This is a genomic window from Caulobacter sp. GW821-FHT11E11 (assembly GCF_058808315.1).
Genome location: NZ_JBXARO010000010.1, coordinates 194,770 through 211,629 on the forward strand (window position 1 = coordinate 194,770; position 16,860 = coordinate 211,629).

Annotated in this window: 11 protein-coding genes; 8 read left to right on the forward strand and 3 right to left on the reverse strand. The window is 67.5% G+C overall.

Annotation, left to right across the window (positions count from 1 at the left end):
* Nucleotides 1-157 precede the first annotated feature (157 nt).
* From AC1RR5_RS23400 to AC1RR5_RS23420, 5 genes are read left to right on the forward strand one after another with little or no spacing between them, the layout of a single operon-like run.
* Entirely contained in the window at nucleotides 158-2,401 is a 2,244-nt protein-coding gene (locus AC1RR5_RS23400) for a TonB-dependent receptor (protein ID WP_492925574.1), read from the forward strand.
* Between the two features lie 37 nt (nucleotides 2,402-2,438).
* On the forward strand, nucleotides 2,439-3,473 hold the full coding sequence (locus AC1RR5_RS23405; protein WP_492925576.1) for an N-acetyltransferase DgcN family protein: 1,035 nt from the start codon (nucleotides 2,439-2,441) through the stop codon (nucleotides 3,471-3,473).
* Nucleotides 3,470-4,591, forward strand: coding sequence for a YkvI family membrane protein (locus AC1RR5_RS23410; protein ID WP_492925578.1), 1,122 nt, complete (start codon nucleotides 3,470-3,472; stop codon nucleotides 4,589-4,591). The genes AC1RR5_RS23405 and AC1RR5_RS23410 overlap by 4 nt, the downstream gene beginning before the upstream one ends.
* Nucleotides 4,588-6,144, forward strand: coding sequence for a serine hydrolase (locus AC1RR5_RS23415; RefSeq protein ID WP_492925579.1), 1,557 nt, complete (start codon nucleotides 4,588-4,590; stop codon nucleotides 6,142-6,144). Before AC1RR5_RS23410 ends, AC1RR5_RS23415 begins: the two co-directional genes overlap by 4 nt.
* A 9-nt stretch (nucleotides 6,145-6,153) precedes the next feature.
* Nucleotides 6,154-6,666: a winged helix-turn-helix transcriptional regulator gene (locus tag AC1RR5_RS23420; protein ID WP_492925581.1), complete on the forward strand. Its 513-nt coding sequence runs from the start codon at nucleotides 6,154-6,156 to the stop codon at nucleotides 6,664-6,666.
* Here AC1RR5_RS23420 and paoC read toward each other — a convergent pair.
* The 3 genes from paoC to paoA are packed head-to-tail and all read right to left on the reverse strand — an operon-like array spanning nucleotide 6,663 to nucleotide 10,454.
* Nucleotides 6,663-8,861 carry an aldehyde oxidoreductase molybdenum-binding subunit PaoC gene (gene paoC / locus AC1RR5_RS23425; RefSeq protein WP_492925583.1) on the reverse strand — a complete coding sequence of 733 codons (2,199 nt, stop codon included), beginning with the start codon at nucleotides 8,859-8,861 and terminating at the stop codon, nucleotides 6,663-6,665. The genes AC1RR5_RS23420 and paoC overlap by 4 nt on opposite strands.
* A gap of 4 nt (nucleotides 8,862-8,865) precedes the next feature.
* Nucleotides 8,866-9,828, reverse strand: a complete 963-nt coding sequence (locus tag AC1RR5_RS23430) for an FAD binding domain-containing protein (protein WP_492925585.1) — start codon at nucleotides 9,826-9,828, stop codon at nucleotides 8,866-8,868.
* A complete protein-coding gene (gene paoA / locus AC1RR5_RS23435; protein ID WP_492925587.1) occupies nucleotides 9,825-10,454 on the reverse strand; it encodes an aldehyde dehydrogenase iron-sulfur subunit PaoA in 630 nt (209 codons plus the stop codon). The genes AC1RR5_RS23430 and paoA overlap by 4 nt, the downstream gene beginning before the upstream one ends.
* A 245-nt stretch (nucleotides 10,455-10,699) precedes the next feature.
* Here paoA and AC1RR5_RS23440 point away from each other — a divergent pair, with 245 nt between their 5' ends.
* From AC1RR5_RS23440 to AC1RR5_RS23450, 3 genes are all read left to right on the forward strand, one after another.
* Nucleotides 10,700-12,586, forward strand: coding sequence for an ulvan lysase-like protein (locus AC1RR5_RS23440; RefSeq protein ID WP_492925589.1), 1,887 nt, complete (start codon nucleotides 10,700-10,702; stop codon nucleotides 12,584-12,586).
* A gap of 55 nt (nucleotides 12,587-12,641) precedes the next feature.
* The gene (locus AC1RR5_RS23445; protein ID WP_492925591.1) at nucleotides 12,642-13,343 is read left to right on the forward strand and encodes an FABP family protein; all 702 of its coding nucleotides are present in this window, start codon (nucleotides 12,642-12,644) and stop codon (nucleotides 13,341-13,343) included.
* 342 nt (nucleotides 13,344-13,685) lie between these two features.
* On the forward strand, nucleotides 13,686-16,838 hold the full coding sequence (locus tag AC1RR5_RS23450; protein ID WP_492925593.1) for a TonB-dependent receptor: 3,153 nt from the start codon (nucleotides 13,686-13,688) through the stop codon (nucleotides 16,836-16,838).
* Nucleotides 16,839-16,860: the final 22 nt, after the last annotated feature.

Consider the following 16,860-nt stretch of genomic DNA (forward strand, 5'->3'; position numbering starts at 1 on the left):
TCTCTGATTGGGATAACAGTGTCCTAAATAGGATTAAATTTGCGTAATGGGCTGAGGTCGGAAACGGGGAACCCGGACGACCTCGAGCACCCGACGGGAAGATGGGCCAGAGCGCCCTGGGGGCCGTCCGGTGCATGCAACAACGAGGGGACTAAGAATGAAGCTCAAGCGTACGACCCTGTTGATCTCCAGCGCCGTCGGCGCGCTGCTGACCCACTCCATGGCCTTCGCGGCCGCCGACGAGGCGTCGCGTCCGGCCGTCTCGACCGTCGAGGAAATCGTCGTCACCGCGCAGAAGCGCGAGCAGACGCTGATCGATATTCCGCAAGCGATCTCGGTGGTGTCGGGCGCCGACCTGGAAACCCATCAGGCCACCAACTTCAGCGACTACCTGAAGCTGGTGCCCGGCCTGCAGCTGGTCCAGAGCACGCCCGGTCAGGGCCGCCTGGTCATGCGCGGCGTCAACACCGGCGGCGTCGCCTCGACCGTGGCCGTCTACATGGACGAGACGCCGTTCGGCTCAAGCAGCGCGCTGGTCAACGGCGCGGTGCTGGCTGGCGACTTTGACACCTTCGACGTCGCCCGCATCGAGGTGCTGCGCGGCCCGCAGGGCACGCTGTACGGCGCCAGCTCGATGGGCGGCCTGTTGAAATTCGTGACCAACACGCCCGACTTCGACGGCTACAGCGCCCGGGCCCGCGTCGCGGCCGAGCAGGCCAAGGGCGGCGATATGTCGTATCGCGGCACCGCCGTGGTCAACATTCCGCTGAGCTCGACCGTCGCGGTCCGCGCCTCGGGCTTCTATCGCAAGGATGGCGGCTTCATCGACTCGATCGGCACCGCCGGCTCGGACGTCGAGGAGAACATCAACGACGCCAAGGTCTATGGCGGCCGCGCCTCGCTGCTGTTCAAACCGAACGACGCCTTCGACCTGCGCCTGACGACCGTGTTTCAGAACATCAAGGCCGACGCCCCGACCGTGGTCGAGAGCGATCCTAACACCCTGAAGACCAAATACGGCCGTCCGACCCTGTCGCAGTTCGTGCCGGCGTTCTCGGACGTCGATTACCGCGTCTACAACGGCGTGTTCAATTACGACCTGGGCTTCGCGACCCTGACCTCGTCCAGCAGCTACACCAAGCTGAACCAGACCAAGCGCGATGACGCCACGTTCAACCTCAGTGGGCTGATCAAGTCGGCGCTGGGCTTCACCAACGAGCTCTATCTGGCTCAGAACACCAATAACCGGAAATACACCCAGGAGGTCCGGCTGGCCTCGAACGAAGGCGCCAAGTTCGACTGGATGGTCGGCGGCTACTTCACCGACGAGAAGGGCCTGATCCACCAGGAATATATCGCCGTCACGCCGGGCACCCTGACCCAGCTGACCGGCATCCCGCTGCTGGCCAACCTGGATCTCAGCTCGCGCTACAAGGAGTATGCCGGCTTCGCCAACGCCACCGTGCACCTGAGCGACCGCTTCGATATCGACCTGGGCGGCCGCTACAGCCACAACAAGCAGTCGGCCAGCCAGGCGGCCAAGGGCGTGTTGGCCGGCGGCACGCCGATCGCCAGCAACCTGACGTCCTCGGACAATGTCTTCACCTACTCGCTGGCCCCGAAGTTCAAGTTCGACGATCACCGCTCGCTCTATGCCCGCGTCGCCAAGGGCTATCGTCCCGGCGGCCCGAACGTGATCCCGCCCAGCGCGCCGGCCGGCACCCCGGCCACCTTCGCGCCGGACAAGGTCACCAGCTACGAGGCCGGCTTCAAGGGCGAGAGCTCCGACCGTCGCCTGAGCCTGGACGTGGCCGCCTATCACATCGACTGGAACGGCATCCAGCTGCTGACCGTGGTCAACAACTTCGGCATCAACGCCAATGGCGCCAACGCCAAGAGCGACGGTGTCGAGTTCAACGCCACGGCGCGCTTGGAGGGCGGGATCACCCTGTCGGCCAACGGCGCCTATACCGACGCCAAGCTGGCGGGCGACACCAGCGCCCTGGTCGGCGGCAAGAAAGGCGACCAGTTGCCGTTCACGCCCAAGCTCAGCCTGGGCTTCAACGGCGACTACAGCTGGTCGATCGGCGACAAGCAGGCCTATGTCGGCGCCTCTTTGCGGGTGCTGGGCAAGCAGAGCGCCAGCTTCGACAACGCCTATCGCGTCGCCAATGGCCACCAGCGCAAGGTCCCGGCCTATGAGGTCGTCGACCTGCGGGCGGGCGTGAACTTCGGCAAGGTCGAGCTGGAGGCCTATGTGAAGAACGTGACCGACGCCGACGGTAAGGTCTCGAGCTCCGCGCTGACGTCCAGCGGCTTGCCCGTCTATCCGACCGGCGCGATGGGCACGGGCGTGATCCGGCCGCGCACCATCGGCGTCAGCCTGACGGCCGGCTTCTGATCCCATGAGTGTTCTCGCCAGAGCCCCCCGGGACAAGATGGGCGATGAGGTTGCGGAGGAGGTCGGCGGTCTGCCGTCGCCCTACCTCCTGTTCCTCGGCGACACCGTCGAGCCGGGCTACGCCAAGACCGCGTTCGGCCTTCGCGACTGGGTCGGTGAGCGCTGCGTCGGCGAGTTCGTCCTGCCCGGCGGCCGGGTCAGCACCGGCCTGCCGGCCCTGGCTCCCGCGCAGGCGGTGGCCGAGGGCGCGCGCGGGCTGGTGATCGGGGTGGCCAACGCTGGCGGGCACATCCCGCCGGCGTGGATCTCCGGCCTGGTCGAGGCGCTGGAGGCGGGGCTGGACATCATCTCGGGCATGCACGCTCGTCTTGGCGACATCCCTGAGCTGAAGGCCGCCGCCGAGCGGACGGGACGCCGACTGATCGACGTGCGCACGCCGCCGCCGGGGATCCCCGTCGGCTCGGGCAAGCCGCGCTCGGGCCGCCGGATCCTGACCGTCGGCACCGACTGCGCCCTGGGCAAGAAGTACGCGGCCCTGGCCATCTCTCGGGGGCTGAAGGGCAGGGGGCTGGACGTCGATTTCCGGGCCACCGGCCAGACCGGCATCATGATCGCCGGCTCCGGCATGCCGATCGACGCCGTGGTCTCCGATTTCATCGCCGGGGCCGCCGAGATGCTGAGCCCGGCCGCGCCGCCCAGCCATATCGACGTAATCGAGGGGCAGGGTTCGCTGCTGCATCCGGCCTATGGCGCGGTGTCTCTGGGCCTGTTGCAAGGCAGCCAGCCGGACGCCTTCGTGGTCTGCCACGAACCTGGCCGCACCGAGATCCTCGGCCATGCCGGCCACGCCGTCCCGTCGATCGAGGCGGTGATCGAGGCGACCATCGCCCTGGGGCGGGTGACTAGCCCAAACATCCGCTGCGCCGGGATCAGCCTCAACACCGGCAAGCTGTCGCCCGAGGCGGCCCAGGCCGAGATCGAGGCCGTGGCCGCGCGGCTGGGCATGCCGACCGCTGATCCGCTGCGCAGTGGGCCAGCCTTCGAGCGCCTGCTCGACTCCTGTCTCGCATGAGCGGCCAGGCGTCAGGCTGGTTCAGCCGCTGGCTGCTGCCGGGCCTGGCCTTCAAGGCCGCCGTCATCGGCGGCGGCTACGCCACCGGTCGCGAGATCGCAGAGTTCTTCCTACACGCCGGACCGTGGGGCGGCCTGGCCGGCCTGACCCTGGCGACGCTGATCTGGAGCGGCATGTGCGTCCTGACGTTCCTGTTCGCGCGAGCGAACGGGGCGCGGGACTATCGCAGCTTCTTCCAGGCGCTGCTGGGCAGAGGCTGGGTCGCTTTCGAGCTGGCCTATGCCTTCTTCGTCGTGCTGGTGCTGGCCGTGTTCGGTGCGGCGGCGGGCGAGATCGGCCATGCCGTGTTCGCCGCGCCTCGATGGGCCGGGATGCTGGCCCTGCTGGCGGGCGTGACCTTTTTCGCGAGCTTCGGCAACAAGCTGGTCGAGCAGCTGTTCGCCTGGGTCTCGATCCTGCTTTACGGCGTCTACGGCCTGTTCCTGGTGCTGGCCCTGACGACCTTCGGCCACGACATCGCCGCCGCCTTCTCGGTCCCGGTCCAGATCGGCGCGGACGCCTTCGTCGGCGGGACCACCTATGCCGGCTACAACATCATCGGGGCGGTGATCATCCTGCCCGTGACCCGCCATCTGCTCAGCGACCGTGACGCGGTCACTGCCGGCCTGATCGCCGGGCCGCTGGCCATGATCCCGGCCTTCGTCTTCTTCGTCTGCATGTGCGCCTATGCGCCTGAGGTCGGCGGCGCTGCGCTGCCGTCGGACGTACTGCTGGCCAAGCTGAACCTGCCGATCTTCCGCCTGCTGTTCCAGCTGATGGTCTTCGCGGCCCTGCTGGAGAGCGGCACGGGCGCGGTGCACGCCATCAACGAACGCGTCGCTGGCGCCTTCCAGGCGCGGATGGGCCGTCCGTTCGGCGTGCGGGCTCGAGCCCTTTGCACCGTGGCCCTGCTCGTCTTCTGCATGGTGCTGGCCGAGCGGGTCGGCCTGGTCGCCCTGATCGGCGGCGGTTACCGCTTGCTGGCCTATGCCCTAATCGCGCTCTACGTCACGCCGCTGGCAGTGATCAGCTTCATTCGCTTCGTCCGACGTCCCGCCTTGCAACCGGAGGTCTCATGATCAGCCTCATCCTCGCCGCCGCGCTCGCCGCCGGTCCTGTCGTTCAGCCGCCCAAGGACTTCGACGCCCATGTCGAGGCGCTGCGCCAGAAGGTCGGCGCGCCGGGCCTGTCGATCGCCATCGTCGACGAAGGCCAGACCGTGCTGGCCAAGGGCTATGGCGTGCGCAAGCTGGGCGCGCCCGAGAAGGTTGACGCCGACACCCTGTTCATGACCGGCTCGACGGGCAAGGCGATGACCGTCGCGGCCCTCGCCACCCTGGTCGACGCCGGCAAGCTGTCCTGGGACGACAAGGTCGCCGACCGCCTGCCGGGCTTCCAGATGTACGACCCATGGGTGACGCGCGAGCTGACCGTGCGCGACCTGCTGGTCCACCGCAGTGGTCTCGGCCTGGGGCAGGGCGACCTGCTTTTCGTGCCGCGCAGCAACATCCCGCGCGCCGAGGCCGTGCGCCGCCTGCGCTACCTCAAGCCCGCCACCAGCTTCCGTAGCGGCTACGCCTACGACAACGTCCTCTATATGGTCGCCGGCCAGTTGATCGAGGCGGTCACCGGTCAGACCTGGGAGGACTATGTCCGCGAGCACGTCTTCGCCGCCGCCGGCATGACCAGCTCGACCACGGACGGTCGCCGCTTCCAGATCGCCAACCGCGCCCAGCCGCACGCCCGCATGAACGGCGGCCTGCGCGGGGCGGGCGACCAGGAGGTGCTCGACGAGCGTGACGAACTCTCGACCAGCGCCGCCCCGGCCGGCGGCATGGCCGTCAGCGCCAACGACATGGCCAAGTGGCTGAAGCTGCAGCTGGCCCACGGCGCTCTGCCCGACGGTAAGCGCCTGTTCAGCGAGGCCCAGTCCAAGGCCATGTGGCAGCCCACGGTGATCCAGCCGCTGGACAAAGCCCCGCCGGGCTTCGAGGTCACCAAGCCGACCTTCCAGGCCTATGCGCTGGGCTGGGAGATCCAGGATTATCGCGGGACCCAGATCGTCTGGCACGGCGGCGCGGTGTTCGGCTTCAAGACCGTGGTGGTGCTGATCCCCGACCGCAATGTCGGCTTCTCGATCGAGCTGAACAGCGAGGACGGCGAGCTGCCGCGCGGCCTGATGTACGAACTGCTCGACCACTATCTGGGCCTCAAGCGCGAGCCGTGGACCGAGCGCTACATCGCCTACAAGAAGCAGTTGGTCGGCGGCGCGCTGAAGGCGCTGAGTGGCACGCAGGCCAAGCCGGCTGGCGTCGGGCCTTCGCTGCCGACGGCGAAGTACGCAGGGACCTATGCCGATCCCTGGTACGGTGACATCGCGGTGACCCAAGGCGATGGCGGCCTGCGGATCGACTTCAAGTCGACGCCGCGCATGGCCGGCAAGCTGGAGCACTGGCAGTACGACACCTTCGTCACCCGCTTCGACGACAAGGCGCTGGAGCCGGCCTACGTCACGTTCAACCTCAATGCCGACGGCGAGATCGAGCGGGTGACCATGAAAGCGGTCTCGCCGATCGCCGACTTCAGCTGGGACTATCACGACCTGCTGTTCACGCCGAAACGCGGCGACTAGGCGGCGCAAGTGAACCAGATCAGACCCGGACCGCCGCACCTCTCGCGCCAGGCGCCCGCGCCGCGCGTCGGGCTGGAGGCGGACCTCGAGATCCTGGCCCGGCTGGAGGGCAAGCCGCTGCCGACGGTCGTCGAGCTGGCCCAGATGTTCGACGTCTCGCAGACCACGGCGCACCGGATCATCTCCCGCTTCAAGCAGAGCGGCCTGCTGAAGCTGATCGACCGGGTGCGGCTGCCCGACGACGTCTGCCACTGCATCGCCGACCTGCGTACGCGGCTGCTGGAGGTGCGGGAGCTCGACCAGTTCGAAGCCCGCCTACGCAACGACCCCGCCGTCTCGGCCGCCGCGGCGGTGACCGGCAAGCACAGCTACCGCGTCACGTCCCTGCATCGCGGCGTGGCCGAGGCGAACCTGTGGTTCAAGGCGCTGCTGAACGAGCCGGCCGTCATCGACGGCGCCCTGACTTTCTTCCGCCCGATCATCGACCGCCAGCACTACGCGCGGGCGCTGCTCGGCGACTAAGCCAGGACCGGCATGTCCTTCAGCAGCTTGTCCAGCGTGACCGGATACTCGCGGACCCGCACGCCGGTGGCGTTGTAGATCGCGTTGGCCACCGCCGCGCCGACCCCGCAGATGCCCAACTCGCCGACGCCCTTGGCCTTCATCGGCGAGGACATCGGGTCGGTCTCGTCCAGGAAGATCACCTCCTGGTGCGGGATGTCGGCATGGACCGGCACCTCGTAGCCGGCCAGGTCGTGGTTGACGAAGAAGCCGATGCGCTTGTCGACGACCAGCTCTTCCATCAGCGCCGCGCCGGCGCCCATGGTCATGGCCCCGATCACCTGACTGCGAGCGGCCTTGGGATTGAGGATCCGGCCGGCGGCGCAGACGGCCAGCATGCGGCGAATGCGGATCTCGCACGTGGCCGCGTCGACGCCGACCTCCACGAAGTGGCCGCCGAAGGTCGACTGCTGGTGGGTCTTGCTCAGGTCGCCATATTCCATGGCGTCCTCGACGACGATCGGCGTGTCGGCGGCGGCCTGGGCCAGCGGCAGGCTCTGGTTGCCGATCTTCACCCGACCGTCGACGAACTCGGCGGTCGCGGGATCCAGGCCCAGCTTGGACGCGACCGCCTCGCGTAGTTTCACACAGGCGGCATAGACGCCGGCCGTCGAGCTGTTGGCGCCCCACTGGCCGCCCGAGCCCGCCGAGACGGGGAACGCGGAGTCGCCCAGCTTCACCGTCACCTGGTGCAGCGGCACGCCCATCATCTCGGCGGCGGTCTGGGCGATGATCGTGTAGCTGCCGGTGCCGATATCGGTCATGTCGGTCTCGACCACGATCTGGCCGGTGGGCTCCAGCCGCACGCGGGCGGCGGACTTCATGACCAGGTTGTTGCGGAACGCCGCCGCCACGCCCATGCCGACCAGCCAGCGGCCGTCGCGCACCTGGCCGGGGCGGGCGCTGCGCTTGGCCCAGCCGAACTTGTCGGCGCCGGTGCGCAGGCATTCGACCAGTTGGCGTTGCGAGAACGGGCGACCAGGCTTTTCCGGATCGACCTGGGTGTCGTTGAGGACGCGCAGTTCGATCGGGTCGGTGCTCAGCTTTTCAGCCAGCTCGTCGATCGCCACCTCCAGCGCCATCAGGCCCGGCGCCTCGCCCGGCGCACGCATGGCGTTGCCCTCGGGCAGGTCCAGCGTCGCCAGCTTCATCTTCATCATGCGATTGGCGCCGGCGTAAAGCAGGCGGGTCTGCTGGGTCGCGGTCTCGGGCCCGCCGCCGGGCAGGTCGCCGGACCAGCTCTCGTGGCCGATGGCGGTGATCCTGCCGTCCTGGGTGGCGCCCAGGCGGATGCGCTGGATCGTGGCCGGGCGGTGCGTAGTGTTGTTGAACATCAGCGGCCGGGGCAGGGCGATCTTGACCGGGCGACCCGCCGCCTTGGCGCCCAGCGCGGCCATGATCACGTCGGCGCGGATGAACAGCTTCCCGCCGAAACCGCCGCCGATATAGGGCGAGACCAGGCGGACATTGTCTTTGGGGATGCCCAGGGTTTTGGCGACGTCGCCCCGGCTCCAGGCGACCATCTGGTTGGCGGTCCAGACCGTCAGCTTGTCGCCCTTCCAGGCCGCGATCGTCGCGTGCGGCTCCATCATGGCGTGGGCGTGGTCGGGCGTGGTGTAGGTCTCGTCCAGCTTGACCGGCGCCTCGCCGAAGGCCTTGTCGAAGTCGCCGATGGCGGTGTCGGGACTGTCCTTGCCGACCGGCGGGGCGCCGTCCTTGGCCGAGGCCAGGTCGAAGGTTCCCTTGGTCCGCTCGTACTCGACCTTGATCAGGGCGGCGGCGGCGCGGGCCTGCTCGAAGGTCTCGGCGACCACGACGGCCACGGCCTGGTGGTAGTGCTGGATCTCGGGGCCGCCCAGCAGCTTGGCGGTGTTGAAGTCGCCCTTGCCCAGCTTGCCGGCGGTCTGGGCGGTGACCACGGTCACCACGCCCGGCGCGGCCTTGGCGCGGCTGACATCCATCGACTTGATGCTGCCCTTGGCGATCGCCGAGCCCAGGATGTAGCCGTAGGCCACGCCTTCTAGCGCGTCGTGGCGCTCATAGGCGTAGGGCGCGGTGCCGGTGGTCTTCAGGGGGCCGTCGATGCGATCGGCCGGCTTGCCGATGATCTTCAGCTGGTCGATCGGGTTGGTGGTGGCGGGGGTGTCGAACTTCATGGCTCTAGCCCTTCGCTTGAGTTTGGGCGTCGGCGATGGCCGCGCCGAGGGCGCGTTCGGCCAGGGTCAGCTTGAAGGCGTTCTGCGAGGTGGTCTTGGCGCCGGCCAGCAGCAGCTCGGACACTGACTTGATGCCCTGCGGCAGCGCGCTCTCGGCCGCCTCGATCCGCCAAGGCTTGTGCGCGACGCCGCCCAGGGCGACCCGGCCGGTGCCGTCCTTGTGCAGGATGGTCGCCACCGAGACGAGGGCGAAGGCGTAAGAGGCCCGGTCGCGGACCTTGTGATAGGCGTGCGTCCCGCCGACCGGCTTGGGCAAGGTGACGGCGGTGATCAGCTCGCCCGGCGCCAGGGCCGTCTCGACGTGCGGCGTGTTCCCCGGGAGGCGGTGGAAATCGGCGATCGGGATAGCCCGTGTCGCGCCGTCAGGGCGGACGGTCTCGACCGAGGCGTCAAGCACCCGCATGGCCACGGCCATGTCGCTGGGATGGGTGGCGATGCAGGCCTCGCTGGTTCCCAGCACGGCGTGCGAACGGGTGAAGCCGCCGACCGCCGAACAGCCCGCGCCGGGGACGCGCTTATTACAAGGCATGTTGGTGTCGTAGAAGTATGGGCACCGCGTCCGCTGCAGCAGGTTGCCGGCCGTGGTGGCCTTGTTGCGCAGCTGGCCCGAGGCACCGGCCAGCAGGGCGCGTGACAGGACGCCATAGTCCTTGCGCACGCGTTTGTCGGACGCGAGGTCGGTGTTGCGCACCAGGGCTCCGATCCGCAGGCCGCCGTCCTTGGTCGCTTCGATCTTGTCCAGCTTCAGGCCGTTGACGTCGATCAGCCGGCGCGGCGTCTCGATATCCAGCTTCATCAGGTCCAGGAGGTTGGTGCCGCCGGCGATGAAGCGGGCGGTCGGATCCTTGGCGACGGCCGCGGCGGCCTGCGCCGGGGTGCTGGCGCGTTCGTAAGCGAAGGCTCTCATGCCAGGCCTCCCGCGACGTCGGCGATCGCTTCGACAATGTTGGAATAGGCCCCGCAGCGACAGATGTTGCCGCTCATCCGTTCACGGAGTTCAGCCTCGGTCAGCTTGGGATCGTTGGTCAGGTCGGCGGTGACGTGACTGGGGACGCCGGCCTTGATCTCGTCCAGCACCGCCTTGGCCGAGCAGATCTGGCCTGGCGTGCAATAGCCGCACTGGTATCCGTCGTGCTTGACGAAGGCGGCCTGCAGCGGGTGCAGCTTGTCGGGCGTGCCCAGGCCTTCGATCGTGGTGATCTCGTCGCCCTCGTGCATCACCGCCAGAGTCAGGCAGGAATTGATCCGCCGCCCGTCGACGATGACCGTGCAGGCCCCGCACTGGCCGTGGTCGCAGCCCTTCTTGGTGCCGGTCAGCTTCAGGTGCTCGCGCAGGGCGTCCAGCAGGGTGGTGCGGGTGTCCAGGTTCAGGGACCGCTTCTGGCCGTTCACCTTGAAGGCGACCTGGACCAGGCTCGGCGCGTCGGACGGCGCCGCGCTGGCGGCGGCGGGGGCGCTCACGACAGCGGCGGACGCCGCGCCGGCGGCCATCAGGTCGCGCCTCGAAAGGCTGAGGTCTTCAGTGTCGGCCATTCCATCCTCCGATCCTCCGCTGACGCCGCGACTATAAGCGGCGTGGGCGGCTGGTGGTTGCCGCGCGCAGGTCGGCTCAGGTTAGCGGACGTTCTGCGTCTCGATTAGCGCGTTCTGCTCCACGGCTTGGTGAGCATAATTCACTAATCCGCGCCAGGTCAAAGTGGCATGACCGATATTCGAAATTGGTCTGGCCAAATTCTCTGCTCCTGGTCATGGTGCCCGCGCATAGCGCTGGAGGGGTGATGAGCGGACTTTCGCGTAGAGGCGTGTTGGGTCTTTCGACCGCGGCGGTGCTGGCGCCGTCGCTGGCCGAGGCTGGGCCGGAGGCGCCCGCACACGCCGACCTCCAGTCCTATGAGACGCTGCTGAAGACCTGGTGTGATGGGCTGGTCAGGCGCCAGGTGACCGGTCTGGCCGGGGAGGGCGCCAATGGCGGCTTCCTGTGTCCGGGCTGCGGCATGATCCACGGGCGTGTGGCCGATACGGTCTATCCGCTGATGCGCATGGCTCGGACCAGCGGCGAAGCCCGGTATGTGCGCGCGGCCAAGGCCGCCCAGGACTGGAGCGAGCACAATGTCAGCCGGCCGGACGGCAGCTGGGCCAATGACGTCTTCCTGAACGACTGGCGAGGCATCACCGTCTTCCGCGCCATCGCCCTGTCGGAGACGCTGCTGCATCACGGCGACCTGCTGGATACGGCGACGCGCGAGGCCTGGCGGGCTCGGCTGGGCAAAGCCTTCGACTTCCTCGACGGTTTCATGAAGATCGACACCGGCAACATCAACTATCCGATCTCGACGGCCTACGCCTTCTCGCTGGGCGCCGAGGCGCTGGGACGCGACGCCTACACCGCCAAGGCCCGCGACTTCGCCCAGGCCAGCCTCGACTTTTTCACCCCGAACGGCCTGCTGTTCGGGGAGGGCCGTCCGCAGCGCGGCCGCACGGCCAAGGGGCGGCCGCCGGTCGACCTCGGCTACAATGTTGAGGAGTCGCTGCCGGCCCTGGCGATGTACGGCCTGCGCACGGACGACCAGGCGCTGCTGGATCAAGTCGTGACCAGCCTGCGCGCCCACATGGAGTTCATGCTTCCCGACGGCGGCTGGGACAACAGCTGGGGGACGCGGAACTTCAAGTGGACCTGGTGGGGCAGCCGCACCAGCGACGGCTGCCATCCGGCCTATCGCCTGCTGGCCGATCGCGATCCGCGCTTCGCCGAGGTCTCGGCCCGCAACCTGGCCCTGATGAGCGCCTGCACCCATGACGGCCTGCTGTATGGCGGCCCGCACTATCGCGCCGCCGGCTACAAGCCTTGCATCCACCACACCTTCAGCCACGCCAAGGCGTTGGCGGCGGTGTTGGACTTGGCCAAACCGATCGCGCCGACACGTGCGGCGCTGCCGCGAGACAAGCCTTACGGCCTGAAACGGTTTCCAGAGATCGGGACGCACCTGGCGTCGGTTGGCCCCTGGCGCGCGACCTTCACGGATTACGACTTCGACTACCTGGCGCCGGCCGGCGGCGGTCATGCGTCCGGCGGGGCGATCTCGCTTCTGTATCACCAGACGCTGGGGCCGGTCCTGGCCGCCAGCATGACGCGTTACAAGGCCGTCGAGATAAGCAACCAGCAGGCGCCGATCGACGCCGCGCATCAGCCGCTGACGCTTCGGATCGAGGTCGCGCAGGGCAGGGACGTCTTCACCAGCGTCGCCGACCTGTCCGCGAAGCTGGAGACCGTCGAGCGAGATGCCGCGGTCGGCGTTACCGCCTCCGGTCGGTTGAAAACACCCGAAGGCCGCGAGCTGGATCCGCCGGTCGACTTCGCGATGTCCTATAGCGTGACTCCCAAAGGCCTGGAGCTGAGCGCGACCGTGTTCGGGCTCGGTGATCGCGCCGCGCGTCTGGTTGCGCCGATCGTGGCCCGTAAGGACGAGCCGGCTACCCGTCGCGACGCCCGTACGGTCGCCATCGCCAAGACCGGCGGCTCGATCCTGGTCTCCAGCCCTGATGCGGATCTGGCCGGTGACGTCGGCGCCCGGATCTTCAACCTCGTGCCTGGTCTGCAAGCGGCGCCACTTTTGATCAATCTGCGGGACGGCCAGGCGGCTAGTCTGGTGATCAGCACCGCTTGACGCCTTCGCCTATCCCGATAGAGCCGGCGTCAAGCTTCACCAGAGCACGGACGCCATGCACGACTTCCCCGACGACATCTTCACCGAACCGGAGGACGTGGATCCGGACACCCTGGCCAACCTCGGTCCGCTGCGTCGCCTGGCCGGCGTCTGGGAGGGGATGAAGGGCGTCGACGTGAACCCCAAGGCCGAGGGCCCCGAGCGCCGCGAGTTCCTCGAGCGCATCGAGATTCAGCCGATCGACCCGCAGGCCAACGGCCCGCAACTGCTCTACGGCCTGCGCTATCACGTCCATATCGTCGCCTCGGATGAGGACACGACCTTTCACGACCAGGTCGGCTATTGGCTGTGGGAGCCGGCCACGGGCCTGATCATGCAGACCTTGGCCCTGCCGCGCGGGCAGACGGCCCTGGCCGGCGGTCGCGCCCTCGAAACCGGCTCGGGCCTGATCGTCCGGGCCGAGCGGGGTAGCCCGGGCTACGGCATCAGCTCGACCGACTTCCTGGAATGGGCGTTCCGCACCGACTCCTACGAACTGGACGTCCGCTTCGAGGCCGACGGCGGCTGGTCCTACACCTCGACGACGATGTTGCAGGTGCGGGGCAGGGAAGCGCCGTTCCGCCACATTGATCGCAACACGCTGCACAAGGTTGCCGAGCCGCGACCCAATCCCTCGGCGCGAATCGCCGCCGGCCAGGCCTCGTTGGTCGAGGCGCACGGCTTCGTCTCGATCACGCCGCCGGAAAACGCCGACTGAACCTGTCGAAACCCAGCAGCGGCTCACCCCGCCGCTGCTGGTGACGGCCGCGTTTTCGGCGTCAGAAAAATGGCGCTTGTACGATAAATGCAGGCCGGTTAAATAAAGCATATTAAATAAAATATGCCGGGGACGGTGAGGCGACTCTTGTCGAACTCGCCGCAAACGGCGGCCCGCCCGGTCAACCGGCCTGGCGGAAGTTTCAGGGGTGGAAACGTGAAGACAACCAACAGGAAAAGTGTGCTTTTGGCGTCGGCTGCCGCCTTCGCCATGTCTGGCGTCATGGCCACATCGGCGCAGGCCCAGACAACTGCGTCTGGATCAGACAGCGCTGTCGATCAAGTGACCGAAGTCGTCGTGGTCGGCCAGCGCAAGGCGATCCAGTCGGCGCAGGATCTGAAGAAGAACTCTGAGGAGATCGTCGACTCGATCACCGCCGTCGACATCGGCGGCTTGCCGGACCGCTCAGTCACCGAGGCCCTGCAACGCGTTCCGGGCGTGACCATCGGCCGGACCAACCAGCCGCGCGACGTCGATCGCCTGAACGCCGAAGGCTCGGGCATCCAGATCCGCGGCCTGACCTGGGTGCGCTCGGAGCTGAACGGACGCGACATGTTCTCGGCGCGTGGCGGCCGGGCGATCTCGTGGGAAGACGTGACGCCCGAGCTGTTCGCCGGCGTCGACGTCTACAAGAACCCCTCGGCCGACATCGTCGAAGGCGGCCTGGGCGGCACGGTCAACCTGCGCACCCGCATGCCGTTCGATCAGGCCGGTCGGCAGATGGCCTTTTCGGCGGACTACACGCGCGGCGACCTGCGCAAGGAAGGCTCGCCGTCGGGCAGCTTCCTGCTCAGCGACCGCTTCGACACCAATCTGGGCGAGTTCGGCATGCTGGTCAGCATGTCCAGCTCCAAGCTGAAGACCGCCGTCAACACCATCGCCGTCGATCCGTACAACGCCCACGGCGTGGGCGTGCAGTCGTCCTATGACGGCGGTTCGACGCTGAACTTCAATGGCGACAACTCGATCACTGGCCAGGGCAAGGCCCGCGTCTTCGTGCCGGTTGGCATCCAGTACCGCAACAACGAGCAGGACCGGAACCGCAACGGCTTCTACGGCGCCTTCCAGTGGCGTCCGAACCAGAACCTGGAGCTCTACACCACCCTGTTCCGCACCGAGGCCAAGCAGACCTTCCAGGACCGCTTCGCCCAGACCTCGGCCTGCTGCTCGGCGACGAACAACCAGTCGTTCGTGGTCGGCCCGGCGACCGGCACCTCGTTCACCTTCGACTCGGACGGCAACTTCCTGAAGGGCCAGTTGGTCGACGGCGGTGGCGGCGGCAACGGCGTGGCCAACTCGTTCCTGCTGAACCTGGGCACCCGCTACGGCAAGGTGAAGGACAACACCAACGACGTCTCGGCCGGCTTCAAGTGGAGCAACGACCGCTGGCTGGTCACCGGCGACCTGCAATACGTCTATTCGCACCGCGAGGGCACCGACCTGACGGTCTATAACACCGTCACCCTGGCGGGCGGCTTTGGCCTGGATCTGACCGGCGAGCTGCCGAAGATCACCATGACCAACGCCACCTCGACCCCGTCGGCGTTCAACCTGTACGCCGCGATGGACCACATCGACGACAACGACGCCCGCGAATATTCGGGCAAGTTCGACGTCACCTACGCGTTCGACGAGGACAGCTGGCTGAAGGACCTGAAGCTGGGCGTGCGGGCCACCTCGCGCGACGCCACCTCGCGCGACGCCGGCTACAACTGGAACCTGATCTCGGCGCCCTGGGCCACGCGGGTCACGGCCACCGCCGACAAGTATACCCAGTACCAGGACAAGGTCAGCTTCGATAACTTCTTCAAGGGCGACCTCAGCGTCCCCGGCCTGATCATGCCGTCGTTCGACTTGGCCAAGAGCCCGCAGGCGCTGTCGGCCTATCTGAAAAACACCATCTGGAACGGCCCGATCCCCGGCGGCGGCCCGGCCTATAACGACGGCGAGTACGGCTACTATCCGCGCGGGGGCCCCAACGGCACCATCCCGACCTGGTCTCCGGCCGGCGGGACCTACAGCCCGTTCACCCAAGGCACCCTGATGAGCTATATGCCCATCTGGGCCGCGCCGACGGGCAGCATCAGCTACTGGCAGCCGCTGGGCGACGTGAACACCAGCTTCGCCAATTCGGGCGGCCGCGGCGTCAACCGCCAGTGGGAGAAGACCGAGGCGGTCTACGCCAAGGCTCGCTTCGGCGGCGACCTGCCGTTCGAGTGGGGCGACCGGGCGATGAGCTGGGACGGCAATATCGGCCTACGCATCGTGCATGCGTCGACCGAGGGGCAGGGCTTCGGCACGGTCGGCTTCATCGACGCGTCCCAGAAGCGCTTCGCCTCGACCACGGCCCAGGCCAAGATCGATTTCGCCGACGGCAAGTCGTTCTCTTCAGTCGGCAGCACCAACTACACCAATGTGCTGCCCAGCCTGAACCTGCGCCTGAAGGCCAAGGAGAACCTGTTCCTGCGCTTCGCGGCGTCCAAGAACATCGTCCGGCCGGACTTCTACCAGCTGGATCCCTCGGTCAACATGTCGGCCACGCTGCAGTCGCGCAACGCCACGGCGGCCGACGGCATCATCAACGCCCAGACGGGATCGGCCTACACCCAGGCCCAGCTCGACGCGGCGGCGGCCGGTGGCTCGCCGGTGCAGTACCACAGCGACGTCGCCTTCGGCTTCTACTCGGGCAATCCGAACCTGAAGCCCATGCGCTCCAACTCGTTCGACCTGTCGGGCGAGTGGTACTTCAAGGGCGGCATGATGGCGCTCGGCGCCTTCCACAAGGATGTCTACGACTACATCCAGTCGACCCCGACCCTGGCGACGATCACCAAGGCCGACGGCAAGTCCGTGCAGGCCGTGGGCACGATCCCGCAGAACATGGGCCATGGCAAGGTCTATGGCCTCGAGTTCCAGTACCAGCAGTACTACGACTTCCTGCCCGGCGCGTTCGGCGGGCTGGGTACGGAATTCAATGCGACCATGCTGGAAAGCAAAGGAACCTCGAACGTTTCCAGCAGCGTTACCGACTCCTCGCAGATCAATGCTTCGAAGCTGGACCTGCCGCTGGAGCAGTTGTCGCGCTACACCTACAACGCGACGCTGCTCTACAGTAAGTACGGCATCGACGCCCGCCTGGCCTACAACTGGCGCTCGCGTTACCTGATGAGCGCCTCGGCCTCGAACCTGATGGTGCCGGTCTACGCCAAGGCGTACGGCCAGCTGGACGGCTCGGTGACCTACGGCCTGACCCCGCAGGTCAAGGTCGGTCTGCAGGTCGTGAACCTCCTGAACTCGCGCTACGACCTCGAGATGGACCAACGGGACAGCTGGTACCTGGGCACGCAGGGGAACTTCTCGAAGTCCCTGGTCCGCACCCATAGCTGGACCGTCAGCGACCGCCGTGTTTCGTTCATCGTACGCGGGACCTTCTAGGCCCCTGCAACCCCGCCGGCCT

Excerpts from the sequence above, each read along its gene's own strand:
- AC1RR5_RS23400 (WP_492925574.1), top strand. The coding sequence starts at position 158 with ATGAAGCTCAAGCGTACGACCCTGTTGATCTCCAGCGCCGTCGGCGCG.
- AC1RR5_RS23405 (WP_492925576.1), top strand. The coding sequence starts at position 2,439 with ATGGGCGATGAGGTTGCGGAGGAGGTCGGCGGTCTGCCGTCGCCCTAC.
- AC1RR5_RS23410 (WP_492925578.1), top strand. The coding sequence starts at position 3,470 with ATGAGCGGCCAGGCGTCAGGCTGGTTCAGCCGCTGGCTGCTGCCGGGC.
- AC1RR5_RS23415 (WP_492925579.1), top strand. The coding sequence starts at position 4,588 with ATGATCAGCCTCATCCTCGCCGCCGCGCTCGCCGCCGGTCCTGTCGTT.
- paoC (WP_492925583.1), bottom strand. The coding sequence starts at position 8,861 with ATGAAGTTCGACACCCCCGCCACCACCAACCCGATCGACCAGCTGAAG.
- AC1RR5_RS23430 (WP_492925585.1), bottom strand. The coding sequence starts at position 9,828 with ATGAGAGCCTTCGCTTACGAACGCGCCAGCACCCCGGCGCAGGCCGCC.
- paoA (WP_492925587.1), bottom strand. The coding sequence starts at position 10,454 with ATGGCCGACACTGAAGACCTCAGCCTTTCGAGGCGCGACCTGATGGCC.
- AC1RR5_RS23440 (WP_492925589.1), top strand. The coding sequence starts at position 10,700 with ATGAGCGGACTTTCGCGTAGAGGCGTGTTGGGTCTTTCGACCGCGGCG.
- AC1RR5_RS23445 (WP_492925591.1), top strand. The coding sequence starts at position 12,642 with ATGCACGACTTCCCCGACGACATCTTCACCGAACCGGAGGACGTGGAT.